The 19,758-nt window shown below is 58.7% G+C and carries 16 protein-coding genes; 5 read left to right on the forward strand and 11 right to left on the reverse strand.

Annotated features, from left to right (window positions below; all coding sequences use genetic code 11):
* The 7 genes from pcaF to AQ981_RS04430 all read right to left on the reverse strand — a co-directional run bounded on the left by pcaF (position 1) and on the right by AQ981_RS04430 (position 7,159).
* Positions 1-1,209, reverse strand: coding sequence for a 3-oxoadipyl-CoA thiolase (gene pcaF, locus AQ981_RS04400; protein WP_058910761.1), 1,209 nt, complete (start codon positions 1,207-1,209; stop codon positions 1-3).
* Between the two features lie 221 nt (positions 1,210-1,430).
* Positions 1,431-2,498 carry a maleylacetate reductase gene (locus AQ981_RS04405; protein ID WP_058910549.1) on the reverse strand — a complete coding sequence of 356 codons (1,068 nt, stop codon included), beginning with the start codon at positions 2,496-2,498 and terminating at the stop codon, positions 1,431-1,433.
* Positions 2,495-3,274 carry a CoA-transferase subunit beta gene (locus tag AQ981_RS04410; protein ID WP_058910550.1) on the reverse strand — a complete coding sequence of 260 codons (780 nt, stop codon included), beginning with the start codon at positions 3,272-3,274 and terminating at the stop codon, positions 2,495-2,497. The genes AQ981_RS04405 and AQ981_RS04410 overlap by 4 nt, the downstream gene beginning before the upstream one ends.
* Entirely contained in the window at positions 3,271-4,134 is an 864-nt protein-coding gene (locus AQ981_RS04415) for a CoA transferase subunit A (protein ID WP_058910551.1), read from the reverse strand. Before AQ981_RS04415 ends, AQ981_RS04410 begins: the two co-directional genes overlap by 4 nt.
* Positions 4,135-4,154: 20 nt before the next feature.
* Positions 4,155-5,624 (reverse strand): aldehyde dehydrogenase family protein, encoded by a 1,470-nt coding sequence (locus AQ981_RS04420; protein WP_249226263.1) that lies wholly within the window; start codon positions 5,622-5,624, stop codon positions 4,155-4,157.
* A gap of 16 nt (positions 5,625-5,640) precedes the next feature.
* The gene (locus AQ981_RS04425; RefSeq protein ID WP_058910552.1) at positions 5,641-6,618 is read right to left on the reverse strand and encodes a hypothetical protein; all 978 of its coding nucleotides are present in this window, start codon (positions 6,616-6,618) and stop codon (positions 5,641-5,643) included.
* Positions 6,619-6,658: 40 nt separating this feature from the next.
* On the reverse strand, positions 6,659-7,159 hold the full coding sequence (locus AQ981_RS04430; RefSeq protein WP_058910553.1) for a cupin domain-containing protein: 501 nt from the start codon (positions 7,157-7,159) through the stop codon (positions 6,659-6,661).
* Between the two features lie 145 nt (positions 7,160-7,304).
* Between AQ981_RS04430 and AQ981_RS04435 the strand changes: the two genes are divergently transcribed.
* Both AQ981_RS04435 and AQ981_RS04440 read left to right on the forward strand, forming a co-directional pair.
* The gene (locus AQ981_RS04435; protein WP_058910554.1) at positions 7,305-8,075 is read left to right on the forward strand and encodes an IclR family transcriptional regulator; all 771 of its coding nucleotides are present in this window, start codon (positions 7,305-7,307) and stop codon (positions 8,073-8,075) included.
* Positions 8,076-8,452: 377 nt separating this feature from the next.
* A complete protein-coding gene (locus tag AQ981_RS04440; RefSeq protein ID WP_058910555.1) occupies positions 8,453-8,638 on the forward strand; it encodes a hypothetical protein in 186 nt (61 codons plus the stop codon).
* 78 nt (positions 8,639-8,716) lie between these two features.
* Here the strand turns inward: AQ981_RS04440 and exaC are convergent, their stop codons facing one another.
* From exaC to AQ981_RS04460, 4 genes are all read right to left on the reverse strand, one after another.
* The gene (gene exaC, locus AQ981_RS04445) at positions 8,717-10,255 is read right to left on the reverse strand and encodes an acetaldehyde dehydrogenase ExaC (RefSeq protein ID WP_058910556.1); all 1,539 of its coding nucleotides are present in this window, start codon (positions 10,253-10,255) and stop codon (positions 8,717-8,719) included.
* A gap of 157 nt (positions 10,256-10,412) precedes the next feature.
* Positions 10,413-12,266 (reverse strand): selenocysteine-specific translation elongation factor, encoded by a 1,854-nt coding sequence (gene selB, locus AQ981_RS04450; protein ID WP_058910557.1) that lies wholly within the window; start codon positions 12,264-12,266, stop codon positions 10,413-10,415.
* On the reverse strand, positions 12,263-13,654 hold the full coding sequence (gene selA / locus AQ981_RS04455; protein ID WP_058910558.1) for an L-seryl-tRNA(Sec) selenium transferase: 1,392 nt from the start codon (positions 13,652-13,654) through the stop codon (positions 12,263-12,265). Before selA ends, selB begins: the two co-directional genes overlap by 4 nt.
* Positions 13,655-13,725: 71 nt before the next feature.
* Entirely contained in the window at positions 13,726-14,334 is a 609-nt protein-coding gene (locus AQ981_RS04460) for a glutathione S-transferase (RefSeq protein WP_058910559.1), read from the reverse strand.
* A 360-nt stretch (positions 14,335-14,694) separates the two neighbouring features.
* On the opposite strand from AQ981_RS04460, the gene AQ981_RS04465 reads away from it, so the two are divergent.
* Genes AQ981_RS04465 through AQ981_RS04475 form a run of 3 tightly spaced genes read left to right on the forward strand, consistent with a single transcriptional unit; the run spans position 14,695 to position 19,640 of the window.
* Positions 14,695-15,762 (forward strand): HlyD family secretion protein, encoded by a 1,068-nt coding sequence (locus AQ981_RS04465; RefSeq protein ID WP_058910560.1) that lies wholly within the window; start codon positions 14,695-14,697, stop codon positions 15,760-15,762.
* On the forward strand, positions 15,759-18,515 hold the full coding sequence (gene rbbA / locus AQ981_RS04470; RefSeq protein ID WP_058910561.1) for a ribosome-associated ATPase/putative transporter RbbA: 2,757 nt from the start codon (positions 15,759-15,761) through the stop codon (positions 18,513-18,515). The genes AQ981_RS04465 and rbbA overlap by 4 nt, the downstream gene beginning before the upstream one ends.
* Complete coding sequence (locus AQ981_RS04475) at positions 18,516-19,640, forward strand: ABC transporter permease (protein WP_058910562.1); 1,125 nt, start codon at positions 18,516-18,518, stop codon at positions 19,638-19,640. It abuts the gene before it with no gap.
* Positions 19,641-19,758: the final 118 nt, after the last annotated feature.

The raw sequence follows: 19,758 nt of genomic DNA on the forward strand, positions 1-19,758 counted from the left end.
TCAAACGCGCTCGATCAGCATGGCAATCCCCTGTCCCACGCCAATACACATCGTGCAGATGGCATAGCGTTTGCGCCGCAATGACAGCTCCGCCAGCGCGGTGGTGACCAGCCGGGCGCCGCTCATCCCCAGCGGATGGCCCAGCGCAATGGCGCCGCCGTTAGGGTTAACCCGCTCGTCGTCATCTTTCAGTCCCAGCGCCCGCAGAGTCGCCAGCGCCTGTGAGGCAAAAGCTTCATTGAGCTCTAACAGGTCCACTTCATCAAGGCGGATACCAGTTTTGTGCAGCAGTTTTTCGGTAGCGGGAGCCGGGCCAAAGCCCATAATACGCGGTTCGACCCCCGCCGTTGCCGTCGCAATGACTTTACCGCGCGGCGTCAGCCCATGGCGCTGTACGGCCTCCGGCGAAGCCAGTATGAGCGCACAGGCGCCGTCATTCACCCCCGAAGCATTCCCGGCGGTCACCGAACCGCCGTCACGAAAAGGCGCCCGTAGTTTAGCTAACCCCTCCAGCGTCGTTTCCGGGCGCAGATGTTCATCCTGCTCCACCACCAGCGGCTCACCGCGCTTCTGCGCCACCCTGACGGGGACAATCTCCTCACTAAAGCGACCGGAGGCCTGAGCGACCCGGGCTTTTTGCTGGCTGCGAAACGCGAATAAATCCTGATCCCTGCGGGAGATGCCGAAGGTTTCGGCGACGTTTTCCGCGGTTTCCGGCATCGAATCAACGCCATAGCGCGCCGCCATTTGTGGGTTAACGAAGCGCCAGCCAATGGTTGTGTCATACAGACCATTGGCTTCCCGGCTGAAGGCGGCTTCTGCTTTTCCCATCACAAAAGGCGCCCTGGACATGGATTCCACGCCGCCAGCAATGATCAAATCCGCTTCACCGGCTTTAATCGCCCGGGCGCCGATACCGATGGCATCCATACCGGAGCCGCACAGCCGGTTAACCGTGGTCGCCGGCACAGTAACCGGCAACCCGGCCAGTAGCGCCGACATGCGCGCGACATTACGATTATCTTCGCCGGCCTGGTTAGCGCAGCCGTAAATCACTTCATCCACCGCCGACCAGTCCAGAAGCGGATATTTTTGCAGAAAATAGGTCAGTGGTACGGCGCCTAAATCATCGGCGCGCACCGTAGACAGCGCGCCGCCATAACGTCCGATTGGCGTACGGATCGCATCACAAATAAAAACGTCTCTCATCATCAGAACTCCTGCCGGTTATTTTTAATAATCGCAGTGCTATTTCAATTGGCGGGCATATTGCTGTAATAACGGAAATAGACGGATTTATCTCCCTTACCGGTGAGGCGATGGCCATCCATGGCGATGAAAACAACCATCCCCGGCGATTGCTATTAACGCGTCATTGACCGCCGTTTTTTATTTACCCGTATTTTCTTTTATTAATGCGTCACGCAGATTCATTCCCCCGGACGAATCCCCTGGAAGGCCCTTTCCAGCAATTCCCTGACCGCCGCGCGGTCAACCGGGCGCGGATTATAATAGGGATTGGTCGTGGCAATCTCCGCGGCTTTATCCAGATCCTGTTCCCGCATACCGATGTCCTTCAGCGCCACAGGCGCATTAATCGCCAGCGCCAGATCGTATAATCCTGCGGCGGCGTCCTGCGCGGCGACGCCCAGCGCGCGTCCTATGGCCTGCATCGCCTGCGGCGCATGCGCGCGGTTAAACCAGGTGGCCTGGGGAATCATCACGGTATGCACTTCCGCATGCGGCAAATTGAAGCTGCCCCCGAGGGTGTGGCACAGCTTGTGGTGAATCGCCATGCCAACGGAACCCAGCACGCTACCGGCCAGCCATGCGCCATACAGCGCCTGCGACCGGGCGTTGAGATCTTCGGGATGGCGAACCACCTCCGGCAGGCTTAGGCGCAATGCCCGGATCCCCTCTTCGGCCATCAATGAAGTGATCGGATTCTGGTTTTGCGAATACAGCCCTTCCACACAGTGCGCAATGGCATTCATACCGCTGGGGCCAGAGATAAAAGCCGGCAGGCTGACGGTCAGTTGCGGATCGTAAATCACCGTCTTTGGCAACACGCTGATATCACGCCCGGTGGTTTTAATCCCGTCCCGGGTCATCCCCCAGACCGGCGTCATTTCCGAACCTGCATAGGTCGTTGGGATAGTGACAATCGGTAGCGCGGTTTTCAGGGCAATGGCCTTCGCCAGCCCCACCGTCGAGCCGCCGCCAATGGCCACACAGCCGTCAACCTGCAGTTCATCCACAACCCGCATCACATCGGCGACCGTTTCCACTGGCACGTGCATGACGGCCCGATCGTAAATCCCCACCGCGATATCGCCGAGCAGCGCCTGTACCTGGATTGCCAAATCGCGCTGCTGTGGGGTGGAGATCACCAGCGCCTGGGCAATCCCCAGCCGTTGTACCTCGGCGCGGGTTTCCGCGAGTTTACCTGCGCCAAAGATGACCCGGCCAGGTAACGACTGATAGATGAAATCGCTCATGATGCCGCTCCTGCATGCGCACGCTCAGTACGTTCATTGAGATCGCGTAACACGCTCAGTTCCTGCCCCGTAGGCGGCTGCGTAACCTGTAACTGCGGCGCAATGCGCAGCGGCCAGCCGGTATTTTCCCGGGCCTGCTCGACCGTGACGCCCGGATGAAGGCTGGTCATCACCAGTTCTTTGGTCTGTGGATCGGGCTCCAGAATGCCCAAATCGGTGATGACCGCCCGCGGCCCCTGATTCGTCAGGCCCAGCTTTTCACGCGACTCGCCGCCCTCCAGATAACCCGGCGAAGTAATAAAATCCATCTGCTCCACAAAAGAGCGGCTGTTTTGCTTAAGAATGATCAGCACCTCTTTGCAGTTGGTACTGATTTCCGGCGCTCCGCCCGCGCCCGGCAGACGTACTTTCGGCGTCTGATAATCGCCGATTATCGTGGTGTTGATATTGGCGTATTTATCAATCTGGGCGGCGCCAAGAAAACCGACATCAATATGCCCGCCCTGTAACCAGTAGCGGAACATCTCCGGCACCGAAACCACCATATCCGCGGTTTCTGCCAGCTCCCCGTCGCCAATCGACAGCGGCAGCACATCGGGCTTAGTGCCGATAGTGCCGGATTCGTAAATCAGGACGATATCTGGCGTGCGGGTGAGCCGCGCCAGGTTAGCCGCCGCGCTCGGCATGCCGATCCCCACAAAACAGACCTGGCCCTCTTTGAGCATCCGGGAGGCGCAAATCGTCATCATTTCAGAAGAGGTATATGTGCTGTTCATGCTGCCCTCCCTTTTTGTTCTTTCTCGAGGCTCAGTTTGAAAGCGCTGAAGTCTGCCGTTTCCATGATGTGTTTTTGCATCCAGTCTCTAAACCGGTCGCGATCGCGGGCAATCGCATCCCACTGCTGATAAAAGGCGTTATCGCGCGTGTAATACCCCTGCGCATAGGATGGAAACGCGCCGCCGGGAATTTCACAGATAGCGTCAATCACCCATCCCGGGAGCACTACCTGATTTATCGCCGGCCTGAGGACATCCACGACTTCCTCGACGGTGATAATGACTTTTTTGGCCGCCAGTACCGCTTCCTTCTGCACGCCGACAATCCCCCACAGCAGCACATTGCCCTGCCGGTCGGCCTGCTGGGCATGAATGATAGTGACGTCAGGACGAATCGCGGGAACCGCCGCCAGCGCCTCGCCGGTAAACGGGCAGTGAATCTGCCTGATGGTCCGGGTGTATTTGGGAATGTCGGACCCCAGATAGCCGCGCAATACGGCAAACGGCAGATTTGCCGCTCCCGCGTCGTAGGCATTCGCCATATCGGCATGGGCATGCTCTTCAATTTCCAGCGCATGAGGCCAGCCTTTTTCCACGGCGTCGCGAAAGCGGTGCAGCGATCCCACTCCGGGGTTACCGCCCCAGGAGAACACCATCTTTCTGGCGCAGCCCATACCGATCAACTGGTCGTAAATCACATCCGGCGTCATGCGGATCAGCGTCAGATCCTTTTTTCGCTGGCGGATAATCTCATGTCCCGCCGCGAAGGGGATCAGATGAGTAAATCCTTCCAGCGCAATGGCGTCACCGTCCTGAACCAGTTCACTGACAGCCTTTTGCAGCGTCATTATTTTTGTCATAACGATCCCCTCGCGCGAATTTACCTTTGGTAGAAAGGCGGTATTTTGGCGTCGACATTGACCCACACGGATTTGACCTGGGTATATTCGCGCATCACTTCAAATCCCATCTCCCGGCCATACCCCGAGCGACCCACGCCGCCAAACGGGCTGGCAGGGTTGACGCGTTTATAGCAATTGATCCACACCATGCCGGCATGCATATCCCGGGCAAACCGATGAGCGCGACTGATATCCCTGGTCCATAACCCGGACCCCAGCCCATATTCGGTACTGTTGGCGATGGCCAGCGCTTCTGCGTCATCTTTAAAGGTAATCACCGTCACAAAGGGGCCAAATACCTCTTCCTGGGCGATCCTGTCGGTATACTTCGCCCTGACGACGGTGGGCTCAATGTAACAACCCTTCGCCAGCGCCGGATCGTCAGGCGCTTTACCGCCGAGCAGAATTTCACAGCCCTGCGAACGGGCTATCTCACAGTAGGCCAGCACGCGGTCGCGGTGCTGTACGGAGGTCAGCGGACCCATTTCCGTTTCCGGTCGTTGCGGGTCGCCGAGGCGAATCGAGCCGGCTAACGCCAGGAACTTGTCGAGGAAAGCATCGGCAATCTTTTCATGCAGGATAATGCGCGATCCGGCGATACACGCCTGTCCCTGATTATGGAAAATGGCAAAGGCGCTACCGCCCACCGCTTTCGCCAGGTCTGCGTCTTCAAAAATGATATTGGCGCCTTTACCGCCGAGCTCCAGTTGGACTTTCTTCAGATTGCCCGCGGAGGCGGCGACAATCCGCTGTCCGGTCGCGGTTGAGCCGGTAAAGGCAATTTTGCCGACATCCTCATGCTCCGACAGTCGCGATCCGGCGGTATTGCCATATCCCACCACCACATTAACCACCCCGGCAGGGAAACCCACTTCCATCATCAGTTCGGCAATGCGCAGGGTACTCAACGGCGTAATTTCCGAGGGCTTAATCACAATGGCGTTACCGGCGGCGAGGGCTGGCGCCATCTTCCAGCTGGTAAACATCAGAGGAAAATTCCAGGGGACGATTTGCCCTACCACGCCAATCGGCTCGCGGGTGGTATAGTTGAGAAATCCCTCTTCTACCGGGATGACGCTGCCTTCGAGTTTGTCCGCCATTCCGCCAAAATAGCGGAAGCAGTACGCCGTGCGGGGCACATCGATATTCAGCGTATCGCGGACTGGATGACCGGTATCCAGGGCTTCGAGCTGCGCGAGTTCCGCCGCATGTTCTTCAATTTTATCGGCCAGTTTTAGCAACAAAGCGCCCCTTGCGGAGGCCTGCAGCTTACCCCAGGCGGGGTAAGCTGCTTTTGCTGCTGCCACTGCACGATCCACGTCGGCTTCTTTGGCTTCGGCAATACGCGTAATCAATGAACCGTCATGCGGGTTCATAACATCAATCGTACTGCCATCCAGCCCGTCCACCCACTCGCCATTTATCAGCATTTTGTTCTGTATATGCATGGCTTCATCTCCCTGACTAGAACGTAACCGGAACCATCGGTACAGTGCCGTCCTTAATCATGTCCATGATCTCCGGCGAACCGTTTTCCCAGACCAGTAGCATGGAACGCTTGGGCGACATTCCCTGATGGCGAATATCCCCGGGCATGGCAGAAATATCCCCGGCGCGCATGGTCACTTTCGCCAGCGGACTGCTGCTCTTACCATCCTTGATATCCCAGGAAATTTCGTCCGACAGTTGAATGAACCATTCAACGCGGTCATTGCCGTGGTCGATAGGCAAAATAAACTCTTCGGTGGTCGGGCAGAACAGGCTCTGGCGCACCACTGAAACCACTGACGGATTCCAGGTCACATCGGAACGGGAGAGGTAGCCAAACAGGTTGAAGGCGTGCAGTTCGTTTTCAAAACCTGGCTCAGCCATTACCACCGGCTGCTGCTGGTCAACATCCATAAACGCACGGTTCACCGGATAGCCGCTTTCGTCGGTGCGCAGCGGCGCATCGCCCGGGATACCAACCATACGTTTTGCCACTTCGCGCTTACGCTCAATTAAACGATCTTCATCGCCGTTTTTACGTCCCCATGCCACGCCCGTTTCCTGCGGCGCGGCAAAGGGGTCAAAGCCGCTGTTGGTCCAGTCAGAGATCATGGCCTTGAAAATCGCCATCAGCTCATCAGATTTGAAATTCTCTTTATAATCACGGTTGGCGCTGGTCCACTCTTTGTGGAATGACCCCATGTATAGATCGACATTCCCGTAGTGGTTAGTCGTGCCCAGCACATCATCAAAAGCCACGGTGCCGTAGAAAAATCCCCAGGCGATATCGCGCATCAGCGCTTTGAGATACGCGTCGATCGGCATCATATGCTCGCCAGTCGGACAGCTGATGTAGGCGAAATATTCGCAGCGATCAAACGTAAACTGGCCCGCGCTAAAGGTTTGATAACCGGTAACAGAATTATCGATAGTACATTTCAGATTGGTATTCATTTTTCAGCCCTCAATTATGCTGGAAAGAGATTGCATTCAATTAGCTCAGGCAGATGTCTGCCCATTTCTGGACTGAAACATCACCGAGAATAGATTGAAGCATCAGGGTTGCTGGCTTATTAGCGTGAAACCGATAAGCCACTCTTTCAGGCAGGAGGGCCTGATGGCCGCGTTTGAGATAAATACATCCCATTTTTTGCCCATCGGGCATGCCATCCAATTTAACGGCGCCATCTTTATCGTCGTCGACAATCGAGTCATCCGTCAGTTTGACAAAATGCACCTCGACATCATAATCCATGGCCACAACGAACTCGTCGTGAGCGCAGACAAACCAGGGTGATGTCCCTTCGGCACGTGCAATCTCAATGGTATAGTCTAAATTAATCGCCGCGACGATACGGTCATAAGGCGCATTGGTGGCCGCGATTTCATACATGTTAGAAAAAACGTAGCGCCGGGGATCTTCCACCAGAACCTGGATACCCCCTTTGTGGTAGTCATCAATGGATGCGAAAGTGGTTTTATATTGTGTAGACATGATGTTTTTTCTCCTTAACGGAAAGTAGGGGTTGAGGTCTTGAAGCGAATTTTATTATTGTGTCATCAAGTCACTCGATGTTCGCCTGGCGAACAAACAAATCGCTATGCGAACATTAATTTGATATTGGGAATGTGTTAATAAAATGTCAATACCTGAAGAGTCAAAAGAGTTCGTTACGTCACTGGCACGTGGCCTTTCTGTGATCAAGGTCTTTAATCAGGCAGCAACAAAGTTGTCTTTGAGCGAAGTAGCGCGACTTTCTGAGCTGAACCGGGCGACCGCCCGCCGCTTTTTGTTCACCCTCAGCGCCCTGGGCTACGTGGAAAGTGATGGAAAGCTGTTTTGGCTGTCGCCCAAAGTGCTGCAACTGGGGTATTCCTACTTAGCCTCACAGCCAATCGTGAATATTGTGCAGCCGTTTATTGAGCAGGTGAGCAAAGAAACCGGGGAGTCATGCTCGGTTTCGGTGCTGGACGGGAGCGAGGTGGTCTATATTGCCAGGTATATGACGCATCATATTATGTCTGTGAATCTGGGTATTGGCGCACGGTTGCCGGTTGCGGCAACCTCAATGGGACGCGTTTTATTGGCTTACAAATCCCCGGAAGAGCAGCAGGCCTTCCTGGAAAACTACACGCCGGAACGCTACACGCCCTATACGCTGGTAGAACGTCATGCACTGATGGAAACCCTGGCGCAAGTGCGGGTTCAGGGATATGCGATTGTAAATCAGGAGCTTGAACTGGGGTTAAGATCGATTTCGGTGCCCATTATGAACCAACGCGAGCAGGTCGTGGCGGCCATTAATGTCTCCACACAACCGACGCGCACCCCCGAATCGGTCCTGCTGGAAAGAATACTCCCCAGCCTGAACCAGGCAGCAAAACGTATCTATGATCGACTGCCGGTATGAACTGGCGCTTCCCTGAGAATGCGGCACGGATATTTGTGCCGCTCACCTGACGGACGGGATGATATTCAATACAATGCCAGTCCATGACGCGATAAAGGCAGATAAAGAAATTCTACTCTCCACGGATATATCCATATCAATAACAAAAACCAAATCTATAAGTCATCACTATTTAAATTAATCGTCGATATATTTATTTTACCGGTGACTGGCATTTAGTAGTATATATACAATGAATATAACTAAACGTTTATTCTAAAAATAGAATTCGTAATGTATTTCCTTTCCGCTGATATTTTCTTCTATGCTAACCTGCCAGAAGTGAACGACTTTTCGTTTGCTGATTATCTTTCACGTTGAACAATAAGGATATTAACATGCGAGTACTGACTGAAAATGAAATCCAATTTGTTGCTGGCGGTTGTGGTCTTTTAAACAGCGTATTTGGTTTTGCTTTCGATGCCATTAAAGGCCTGGCGAATACCGTTATCAAAATGGTCAGTAATATTTTTAGCGGTGGCGAGAAAAAAGAAACCACCGTTCAGGGTTCACTGAACGCCTGATTACCATTTTCCCGGCTATCAGGTTACAAAAGTCAGGCGCAATGCCTGACTTTTTTATCAGCCCTGGTCTTTATCAGGTTAAAACAATCCCAGCGGTTTATCCGAATAACTGACCAGCAAACATTTCGTTTGCTGATAGTGTTCGAGCATCATCTTGTGGGTCTCCCGGCCAATACCGGACTGCTTATAGCCGCCAAACGCCGCGTGGGCCGGATAGGCGTGATAGCAGTTGGTCCACACGCGGCCCGCCTGAATGCCGCGCCCCATCTTATAGGCCAGCGATCCGTTACGGCTCCATACCCCGGCGCCCAGACCGTACCGGGTGTCATTGGCGATCTCCAGCGCCTCTTGCGCGGTTTTAAAGGTGGTAACCGCCAGGACCGGGCCGAATATCTCCTCCTGGAAGACGCGCATACTGTTACTGCCCTGTAGGATCGTCGGCTCCAGGTAATAGCCATTATGCAGATCGCCTTCCAGCATCTTACGCCGCCCGCCGGTCAACACACTGGCCCCCTCTTTCTTACCGATATCAATGTAATTAAGGATCGTCTCCAGTTGGCCCTGCGACACCTGCGCACCCATCTGGGTACGCAGATCGAGCGGATTCCCGCTGCGTATCGCCTCCACCCGGCGGATGGCGCGCTCCATAAAGCGTTCGTAAATCGACTCCTGAACCAGCGCCCGGCTCGGACAGGTACACACCTCCCCCTGGTTAAAGGCAAACAGCGCAAACCCTTCCAGCGCTTTGTCAAAGAAGGTGTCCTCTTCATCCATCACATCGGCGAAGAAGATATTCGGCGACTTGCCGCCCAGCTCAAGAGTGACCGGGATAATGTTTTGGGTAGCGTACTGCATAATCTGCTGCCCCACTTCGGTGGAACCGGTAAAGGCGATTTTAGCGATACGCTTCGAGGTCGCCAGATATTCGCCAATCTCACCGCCGGCGCCATTGACCACGTTCACCACCCCGGGCGGCAACAGGTCGCCAGTCACCTCCATCAGCAACAGCACCGACAGAGGCGTCAGACGCGCCGGCTTAAGCACGATGCAGTTGCCCGCCGCCAGCGCCGGAGCCATTTTCCAGCAGGCCATCAGCAGCGGGAAGTTCCACGGAATGATTTGCCCGACCACCCCCAGCGGCTCATGGAAGTGATAAGCCACCGTTTCGCTGTCCACTTCGCTGATCCCCCCTTCCTGGGCGCGGATGCAGGCGGCGAAATAGCGGAAATGGTCGATGGCCAGCGGCACATCGGCGGCGCTGGTTTCGCGCAGCGGTTTCCCGTTATCCCAGGTTTCCGCCGCCGCCAGTAGATCGAGGTTTTGCTCCATGCGATCGGCGATTTTCAGCAGGATCGCCGCCCGATCCTGTACTGAAGTCTGCCCCCACTGCGCCTTCACGGCGTGAGCGGCGTCGAGCGCCAGATCGATATCGCCTTTACCGGAACTGGCAACCTCGCATAGCGGTTGCCCCGTCACCGGCGTCAGGTTCTGGTAATAGTCGCCGGAGACCGGGGCTACCCACTCACCGCCAATAAAGTTGTCGTAACGCGCTTTCAGGCTGAGAGGGTAACCGTATTCACCAGGAATGATTCGGGTATCGGGAGGATTATTGGTCATGGCCTTCTCCTTGTAGTGGTTGCCCTACAAGGGTAGTCGCCGCTGGCGATTTATTCGCCAACAGCAGCCAGGTTTACGACCGGGGTCACGAATCGCTCTGCACAGCGTAACCAACGCCCGGCCCCTGAAAAGTCACGCCAGGTTGCCTGGAGAGACACTAATCGCGCGGTAAAAACAGCGCGCTGTCACGCAGCAAATGCTCATTGCCACGGCGGCGGGTAAAGCCGATGCGGTCAAAGTATTCCAGTATCTGGATCGCCAGTTTACGCCCGACCCCCAGCCGATCGCGGAAATCCGCGGCGCTGGTGGCGCTGCCCCCTTCGTCATCCAGTTCACGGATCAGATTTGCAAAGTCCAGAATCCGCTGCTGGCGGTAGTAGCGATCTTTAACAATCGCCGTCACGTACCCCTGCCGGGCCGCCAGCCGCATCAACTGGCGCATCGCCTGCTCCTCCTGGCCGGTTTCCCGCGCCAGATCGCGCACCCACCAGGGATCGTCGGCCAACCGCGCTTCCACCTGCTGCCACAGCGCCTGCTGAGCGGCGGAGAAACCCGGCTCATGCCCCGGCAGGTGTAACCACCCCTGGCGGCTTTCAATCACCCCCTGTTGGCGCATACGCTCAAGCAGCGCCAGCACCAGGCTTTCTTCTTCCGCCGGCAGCGCCATTCGGCGCAGGCGCTCGCGTCCCGGACCGGGCTGATCGTCATGCTGCTCGTGGTAACGCGCCAGCGTCGCCAGCAGCTTCTCCTGCCAGCGGGCGGCTACCTCATCGCTGAGCAGATAATCGCCGGCGCGCAGGCGCCCGGGCTGTTGCAGGAGGGTCTGCAGGCCGTCCTCCGTCAGTTGACGCATCCAGCCAAACGTCGGGAGATGCACCGCCCCTCTTTCCAGGTGCAGTGCCAGCGCCTGCGCGTCATCCGCCGCGCAGCCAGCGAGCCGCGCCAGCCAGTCAAGAAACACCGGCTGACGTTTGCCGCGCCGCGGCGGCGCCAGCAAGACCGCCCGCGCCCCAGCGAGGGTGGCGCGGGCGCTGATATCGCGCAACACCAGGCGATCGTTATCCGCCAGCCACAGCGGCGTATCCAGCACCAGTTCCGCCAGGTCATTTTCCAGTAGCGATACCCGGCCGGTGGTATGGCTGGCGGCATGGTGGACATGCACCGGCTGCCACTGCGACAGCGGCGCCAGACTATGCAACTGGACCACAATCCGCGTCATCGGCTCCCCAGGCCGTTGCGCCAGCAGCCAGTCGCCGCGGCGGATATCGCTTTTTTGCGCCTCGCCGCTGATATTCAGGGCAATGCGCTGCCCGGCGATAGCCGTCCGGGCGGGCTGATTCTGGGCGTGCAGGCCGCGAACGCGCATCGGCGTATCGGCGCCAGTCAGCCACAGGGAATCACCGACCTTCACTTCCCCGCTGAGCGCCGTGCCGGTGACCACCAGACCGGCACCTTTAACGGTAAATGCCCGGTCAATGGCCAGCCGGAAACGGTGCTGCTGCGAATGCGCTCGCTCCGCGAGTTGACTGAGATGATCGCGCAGCGCGTCAATACCTTCGTGGCGGGTGGCGGCGGTGACGAACAGCGCTGCTTCCGGCCAGCCCATTTCGCGCACCGTGCGCTGTACCTCTTCCCGCAGCACCTGAACCCGCGCCTCGTCCACCCGGTCCGCCTTGGTGAGCGCCACGGTCAGCGCCGGCTGGCCGGTGAGTTGCAGGATAGCCAGATGCTCCCGGGTCTGAGCCATCACGCCGTCATCACAGGCGACCACCAGCAGCGCATGGTCGATTCCCCCAACGCCGGCCAGCATATTGCCGAGAAATTTTTCATGGCCCGGCACGTCGATAAAGCCGATAACGCGCCCGTCGGGCTGCGGCCAGTAAGCGTAGCCAAGGTCGATACTCATACCGCGCTGCTTTTCTTCCGGCAGACGATCGGCATTCACGCCGGTCAGGGCTTCCAGTAGTGTCGTTTTGCCGTGGTCCACGTGCCCGGCGGTAGCAATAATCATGACAGCAACATCTCCAGTAAACCGGCCTCATCTTCCAGACAGCGTAAATCCAGCCACAGGCGCCCATCGCCGATGCGCCCAATGACTGGCTGCGCCAGCCGCCGCCATCCCTGCGCCAGCGCCGCCAGGGAACTTCCTTTACCGTCCCGGGGGGTAAACGTCAGGGCGGCGCCGGGAAGCCTGTCCACCGGCAGCGAGCCGCTGCCGATCTGCGACAGGCAGGGTTCTACATCAATGATAAACGCCGCGCCGTAGCGCTGCTCCAGCGCGGGTTTCAGGCGCCGGGCCTGTTGTTCAATCTCCATGGCGCCGCGGGTCAGCAAGCGCAGGGTCGGCAGGCGGCTGGCGAGGGTTTCCGGATGCCGGTACAGCATCAGGGTCGCCTCCAGCGCCGCGAGGGTCATCTTATCGGCGCGCAGCGCCCGCTTCAGCGGATGGCGCTGCAGCCGTTCGATCAGCGCCCGGCGCCCGACGATAATTCCCGCCTGCGGACCGCCGAGCAGTTTATCGCCGGAGAAGCTCACCAGACTCACCCCGTCGGCAATCAACTGGCGCGGCATTGGCTCTGCCGGCAGGCCATAGTCGGTGAGGTCCACCAGCGAACCGCTGCCCAGATCGGCCACCACCGGCAGTCCCAGTTCATCGCCCAGCGCCACCAGCTCCTGCTCGCTGACCGCTTTGGTAAACCCTTCAATATGGTAGTTACTGGTATGCACCTTCATCAGCAGGCCGGTATTGTCCGTCACCGCCTCGCGGTAGTCGCGCAGATGGGTGCGATTAGTGGTGCCGACCTCCACCAGCCGGCAGCCCGCCTGGCGCATCACATCCGGAATACGGAATGCGCCGCCGATCTCCACCAGTTCGCCGCGCGACACGATCACCTCTGCGCCGCTGGCGCAGGCCGCCAGCATCAGCAATACCGCCGCGGCGTTATTATTGACGATACAGGCGTCTTCGGCGCCGGTCAGCTCGCACAACAGACTGGCCAGCGCCCGGTCGCGATGGCCGCGCCCGGCGCTGTCGGGATCGTACTCAAGAGTGACCGGCGAGCGCATCGCCCGGGCCACCGCCGCCACCGCCTCCTCCGCCTGCTGCGCGCGCCCCAGATTAGTATGCAGCACCGTTCCCGTCAGGTTAAACACCGGACGCAGCGCGCTGGCGTCAGAAACATTCAGCCGCCTGCCGGCTTCGGCGGCCCAGTCGCTGTGCCACTGCGGCAGTTGCTGGCTGACGCGCACCGCTTCCCGGGCGTCATCCAGCATCTGGCGCAGCAAATTCACCAGCCGGGTATGGCCGAACTGCCGGAGTAAATGGCTGAAACTGGCGTCATGCAGCAGGCGATCGGTGGAAGGCAACTGGCTATACAGGGAACGGGCATCGGTTGTCATGGACATTCACAGGGTTAGCACACAATAGCTCAAGTGTAACAGGGGGATATCCCCCCTGTCCCGCTGGGAGATCATGTCGCAGGCGGTTCGGTGCGCGCGAAGCTCTCGCGGCGAAACAGCGCCTCCGCCAGCCGGACCAGTTGCGGGCGGTTCACGCACCAGCCGGGCGCCAGCCGGTGCTGGTTCAGGTAGCCTATCGCGCAGCCAACGGCAATCGCGCCAACATCCAGCGGCTGCGCCCGGACCGTCCTGGCGACGACCTGCGCCTCCAGCCAGTCCAGCCCATTGCGAATCCGCTCGCGCTCGGCGGCCAGAGTCTGTTCCGACACTTGTCCGGCAGGGCGCTGCTGTTCCTGCATCAGGCGGGCGGCGGCGCGAATAATGCCATCCGCCAGCGCTTCGACGCGCTGCGCGTTCAGCGCCGCCAGCGGTTCGCGGGGAACCAGCGATGGCGCGATATTTAACTGTTCAAGGCTGGCGGCGATCACCCGGGAATCAAACCAGCTTTCTCCGTCTTCCATCACCAGCACGGGGACATCGCCCAGCGGGTTATAGCGCCCGGCCACCGTATCGCCATTACTGTCGATATGGTTAACGAACTCGAAGACGATCCCTTTTTCCAGCAGCACCACAGAGATTTTGCGGACATAAGGGCAGGTGTAATTACCGATCAGTTTCATGACGTCGTCCTCATTGTCTGGTGACAATCGCCCGAAATCCCCGTGCGGAAGCACTAAAACCTTAGTCGTTACATGGACATCGAAGATTCCGGTGTTACTATAACTATAGGTAGTAGCTATAAATGTGCGTGTTCCATTAAGGGCCTGGATTGCTGATGAGGACAACATGAGTAGCAAACTTCACACCTCACCCTTATCTTCTTTCCCCTGCGGCGGGCACCGACTGACGCCCGTTTCCCGAAGCCCTTCGCCCGACATTCTTTCTCCTTCCCGGAAGGAATAACACACCGTTGAGTACAGACTCAACGGCGGGTGACGACACGCAGCGTTTTTTGCAACCGGGATTACGGCGGGTCAGCTATGGATAAAATCAAACGTCATCTGGGGTGGTTTATCACTATCGTTGTGGCGCTGGCGGCCGCGGCGGCCTGGTGGATGCTGCGCCCGCCAGGGCTCCCGGAAGGGTTTGCCGGCAGTAACGGACGTATCGAGGCCACCGAGGTGGATATCGCCACCAAAATCGCCGGTCGTATCGACGCCATCCTGGTGACCGAAGGGGAGTTTGTCCGCCAGGGCCAGATACTGGCGAAGATGGACACCCGGGTGTTGAATGAGCAACGCCTGGAAGCCCTGGCGCAAATCAAAGAGGCGGAAAGCGCCGTCGCCGCGGCTCACGCCCTGCTGGATCAGCGGCAAAGCGAGACCCGGGCCGCGGAAGCGACGGTAAAACAGCGCGAGGCGGAGCTCACCTCTGCGTCGCGGCGCCATGTGCGTTCCCAGTCCCTCTCTCAGCGCGGCGCGGTATCCGTACAGCAACTGGACGATGACCGGGCCGCCGCCGAAAGCGCCAGAGCGGCAATGGAATCCGCCAAAGCCCAGGTCTCCGCCGCCAGAGCGGCGATTGAAGCCGCCCGCACCAGTATCATCCAGGCGCAAACCCGGGTCGAAGCGGCCCAGGCCACCGAACGGCGTATTACCGCGGATATCGAGGACAGCTCGCTGAAAGCGCCCCGCGATGGCCGGGTACAGTACCGGGTCGCCGAACCGGGGGAAGTGCTCTCCGCCGGCGGCCGGGTGCTCAATATGGTCGATCTCAGCGATGTCTATATGACATTCTTTCTGCCCACCGAACAGGCAGGGCTGCTGGCCATCGGCAGTGAAGCGCGCATCGTCCTCGACGCCGCGCCGTCGCTGCGTATTCCGGCCAATATCAGCTTTGTGGCCAGCGTCGCCCAGTTCACCCCGAAAACCGTCGAAACCAGCGATGAGCGCCTGAAACTGATGTTTCGGGTAAAAGCGCGAATTCCCCCGGAACTGCTGCAACAACACCTGGAATATGTCAAAACCGGCCTGCCGGGCATGGCCTATGTCCGACTGGATAACCAGCGCCCGTGGCCTGAAGAACTGGATGTGAGGTTACCGCAATGACGCAACCCCGACAGGAGACATCGCCACCGGTGGCCCGTCTTGAGGGGGTCAGCCAGCATTACGGCGCGACGGTGGCGCTGAATAACATCCATCTGCAGATCCCTGCCCGCTGTATGGTCGGGCTGATAGGTCCCGACGGCGTCGGTAAATCCAGCCTGCTGTCGCTGATTTCCGGCGCCCGGGCGATCGAACAGGGGAATGTGCTGGTGCTGGGGGGGGATATGCGCGATCCGCGTCACCGGCGCGATGTCTGTCCGCGTATCGCCTGGATGCCCCAGGGACTGGGGAAGAACCTCTACCACACCCTGTCGGTGTATGAAAATGTCGATTTCTTCGGCCGCCTGTTCGGCCACGATAAAGCCGAGCGGGAATCGCGCATCAATGAGCTACTGCACAGCACCGGCCTGGCGCCGTTCCGCGACCGGCCGGCAGGGAAACTTTCCGGCGGCATGAAACAGAAACTCGGCCTGTGCTGCGCCCTGATACACGACCCGGAACTGCTGATTCTGGATGAGCCCACCACCGGGGTGGACCCGCTTTCCCGGGCTCAGTTCTGGGATCTGATCGACCGCATCCGCGTTCGGCAAAGCAACATGAGCGTGCTGGTAGCCACGGCCTACATGGAAGAGGCTGAGCGCTTCGACTGGCTGGTGGCGATGAACGCCGGCGAAGTGCTGGCCACCGGCAGCGCCGCGCAACTGCGCGGTCAGACCGGGAGCCAGACGCTGGAAGAGGCTTTTATCGCGCTGCTGCCGCAAGATCAGCGAGAGGCCCATAAGCCGGTAGTCATTCCGCCGCGCGACGCCAGCCAGGACGAGATAGCCATTGAAGCGCGCGGATTAACCATGCGCTTCGGTCAGTTTGTGGCGGTGGATCACGTCAATTTTCGCATTCCGCGCGGTGAAATCTTTGGGTTTCTCGGCTCTAACGGCTGCGGCAAATCCACCACCATGAAAATGCTCACCGGGCTGTTGCCGGCCAGCGAAGGGGAAGCGTGGCTGTTTGGCCAACCGGTGGATCCGAAAGACATTGAGACCCGCCGTCGGGTCGGTTACATGTCGCAGGCGTTTTCCCTGTACAGCGAGCTGACGGTACGCCAGAACCTTGAGCTGCACGCCCGGCTGTTCCACATTCCGGACGCGGAGATCCCCGCCAGAGTGGCGGAAATGAGCGCGCGTTTTATGCTGACCGGGGTAGAGGATATCCTGCCGGAATCTCTGCCGTTGGGTATTCGCCAGCGCCTTTCGCTGGCGGTGGCGGTAATTCACCGTCCGGAAATGCTGATCCTTGACGAACCCACCTCCGGCGTCGATCCGGTAGCCCGCGATATGTTCTGGCAACTGATGGTGGATCTGTCGCGCCAGGACCAGGTGACGATTTTTATCTCCACCCACTTTATGAACGAAGCGGAACGCTGCGATCGCATCTCCCTGATGCACGCTGGTAAGGTACTGGCCAGCGATACGCCGCAAAACCTGGTGAAACAGCGCGCGGCGCCGGATCTGGAAAGCGCGTTTATCGCCTGGCTACAGGAGGCGGCGGACCAGCAGAACGCCGCTGAAACGGCTGAAGACGCGCCGCCGGCGCTGGCGCAGACGCACCAGACAACCAGCGCGCCGCGCCAGTCCTTCAGCCTGCGGCGCCTGTTCAGCTACAGCCGCCGCGAAGCGCTGGAACTGCGCCGCGACCCGGTACGCTCCACCCTGGCATTGCTGGGCACCGTGATTCTGATGTTTATCATGGGCTACGGCATCAGCATGGACGTCGAAGACCTGCGTTTTGCGGTGCTGGATCGCGACCAGACCGTCAGCAGCCAGGCATGGACGCTGAATCTGGCCGGCTCACGCTATTTTATCGAGCAACCGCCGCTGCATAGCTATGACGAGCTGGACCGGCGCATGCGCGATGGCGAACTGGCGGTGGCCATCGAAATTCCCCCCAATTTTGGGCGCGATATCGCCCGCGGCACGCCGGTGGAGATCGGCGCCTGGGTGGATGGCGCGATGCCCAATCGGGCGGAAACGGTGCGCGGCTATGTGCAGGCTATGCACCAGAGCTGGCTGCAGGAGATGGCGGGCCGCCAGAGCGCTCCCGGACGGAGCGCCGCGCCGATGAGCATCGAAACCCGCTACCGCTATAATCCGGACGTGAAGAGCCTGCCGGCGATTGTCCCGGCGGTGATCCCCCTGCTACTGATGATGATTCCGGCCATGCTCAGCGCCCTGAGCGTGGTGCGCGAAAAAGAGCTGGGCTCAATCATCAACCTGTATGTCACCCCCACCACCCGCAGCGAGTTTCTGCTCGGCAAGCAGTTGCCCTATATCGTGCTGGGTATGTTCAACTTCTTCCTGCTGTGCGCCCTGTCGGTGTTTGTGTTCGGGGTACCCCATAAGGGCAGTTTCCTGACCCTGACGCTGGCGGCGCTGCTGTATGTCGCCATCGCCACCGGGCTGGGCCTGCTGATCTCCACCTTTATGAAAAGCCAGATCGCGGCGATCTTCGGCACCGCGATTATCACGCTGATCCCCGCGACCCAGTTCTCCGGCATGATTGACCCGGTGGCATCGCTGGAAGGGCCGGGGCGCTGGATCGGCGAAATCTACCCCACCAGCCATTTTCTGACCATCGCCCGGGGTACCTTCTCGAAAGCGCTGAATATCGTCGACCTGTATGGATCGTTTCTTCCGCTACTGGCGGCGGTGCCGGTGGTGATTGGCATCAGCGTGCTGTTACTGAAAAAGCAGGAGGGCTGAATGCGCGGATTACGCAATATCTACAACCTCGGGGTCAAAGAGCTGCGCAGCCTGCTGGGGGATAAGGCGATGCTGGCGCTGATCATCTTCTCCTTTACCCTCTCGGTCTATTCATCCGCCACGGTAATGCCCGGCTCACTACACCTGGCGCCTATCGCCATCGCCGACCTGGATAAATCCCAGCTATCATCGCGCATCATTAACAGTTTCTATAAGCCGTGGTTTCTGCCGCCGGAAATGATCGACGCCGACGAAATGGATGCCGGGCTGGACGCCGGGCGCTACACCTTCGCCCTGAATATTCCGCCCCACTTTCAGCGCGACGTGCTGGCTGGCCGCCAGCCGGCCCTGCAGGTCAACGTCGACGCCACCCGCATGAGCCAGGCCTTTACCGGCAACGGCTATATCCAGAACATCCTGACCGGCGAGGTAAACAGCTTCGTCTCCCGCTACCGGGACAACAGCGTGCTGCCGGTCGAGCTGGCGGTACGGATGCGCTTCAACCCCAACCTTGAGCAGGCGCGTTTCGGCGCCGTGATGGCAATTATCAACAACATCACCATGCTGGCGATTGTCCTGACGGGCTCGGCGCTGATCCGCGAACGTGAACATGGCACCGTCGAACATCTGCTGGTCATGCCGGTCACGCCGTTTGAAATTATGATGGCCAAGGTCTGGTCGATGGGACTGGTGGTACTGGTGGTTTCCGGACTGTCTCTGCTGTTGATGGTCCAGGGGGTGTTGCAGGTGCCGATTGAAGGCTCAGTGCCGCTGTTTATGCTGGGGGTCGCCCTCAGCCTGTTCGCCACCACCTCCATTGGCATCTTTATGGGCACCGTGGCGCGCTCTATGCCGCAGCTCGGGCTGCTGATGATTCTGGTGCTGCTGCCGCTACAAATGCTCTCCGGCGGATCGACGCCGCGGGAAAGTATGCCGCAACTGGTCCAGGACATTATGTTGACCATGCCCACCACCCATTTTGTCAGCCTGGCGCAGGCGATCCTCTATCGCGGCGCCGATTTTTCTATCGTCTGGCCACAGTTCCTGACCCTGCTGGTCATTGGCGGCGCGTTTTTCCTGGTAGCGCTGACGCGTTTTCGCAAGACGATTGGCGAAATGGCGTAATCGTGGCGCTGTAACAAAGTTACGCCGCTACGCTTGCGTTCGCACAACCCATGCGATCCCGTGCACATTTCGCTGGCGCGCTGAAAATATTTTGTGATTAAAGTCGCACAACAAAAAC

It is taken from the genome of Entomohabitans teleogrylli (genome assembly GCF_001484765.1).
In the GTDB taxonomy this organism is placed as follows: domain Bacteria; phylum Pseudomonadota; class Gammaproteobacteria; order Enterobacterales; family Enterobacteriaceae; genus Entomohabitans; species Entomohabitans teleogrylli.

Coding starts and splice junctions, on each gene's coding strand:
- pcaF (WP_058910761.1), bottom strand. CDS start 1,209: ATGAGAGACGTTTTTATTTGTGATGCGATCCGTACGCCAATCGGACGT.
- AQ981_RS04405 (WP_058910549.1), bottom strand. CDS start 2,498: ATGAGCGATTTCATCTATCAGTCGTTACCTGGCCGGGTCATCTTTGGC.
- AQ981_RS04410 (WP_058910550.1), bottom strand. CDS start 3,274: ATGAACAGCACATATACCTCTTCTGAAATGATGACGATTTGCGCCTCC.
- AQ981_RS04415 (WP_058910551.1), bottom strand. CDS start 4,134: ATGACAAAAATAATGACGCTGCAAAAGGCTGTCAGTGAACTGGTTCAG.
- AQ981_RS04420 (WP_249226263.1), bottom strand. CDS start 5,624: ATGCATATACAGAACAAAATGCTGATAAATGGCGAGTGGGTGGACGGG.
- AQ981_RS04425 (WP_058910552.1), bottom strand. CDS start 6,618: ATGAATACCAATCTGAAATGTACTATCGATAATTCTGTTACCGGTTAT.
- AQ981_RS04430 (WP_058910553.1), bottom strand. CDS start 7,159: ATGTCTACACAATATAAAACCACTTTCGCATCCATTGATGACTACCAC.
- AQ981_RS04435 (WP_058910554.1), top strand. CDS start 7,305: ATGTCAATACCTGAAGAGTCAAAAGAGTTCGTTACGTCACTGGCACGT.
- AQ981_RS04440 (WP_058910555.1), top strand. CDS start 8,453: ATGCGAGTACTGACTGAAAATGAAATCCAATTTGTTGCTGGCGGTTGT.
- exaC (WP_058910556.1), bottom strand. CDS start 10,255: ATGACCAATAATCCTCCCGATACCCGAATCATTCCTGGTGAATACGGT.
- selB (WP_058910557.1), bottom strand. CDS start 12,266: ATGATTATTGCTACCGCCGGGCACGTGGACCACGGCAAAACGACACTA.
- selA (WP_058910558.1), bottom strand. CDS start 13,654: ATGACAACCGATGCCCGTTCCCTGTATAGCCAGTTGCCTTCCACCGAT.
- AQ981_RS04460 (WP_058910559.1), bottom strand. CDS start 14,334: ATGAAACTGATCGGTAATTACACCTGCCCTTATGTCCGCAAAATCTCT.
- AQ981_RS04465 (WP_058910560.1), top strand. CDS start 14,695: ATGGATAAAATCAAACGTCATCTGGGGTGGTTTATCACTATCGTTGTG.
- rbbA (WP_058910561.1), top strand. CDS start 15,759: ATGACGCAACCCCGACAGGAGACATCGCCACCGGTGGCCCGTCTTGAG.
- AQ981_RS04475 (WP_058910562.1), top strand. CDS start 18,516: ATGCGCGGATTACGCAATATCTACAACCTCGGGGTCAAAGAGCTGCGC.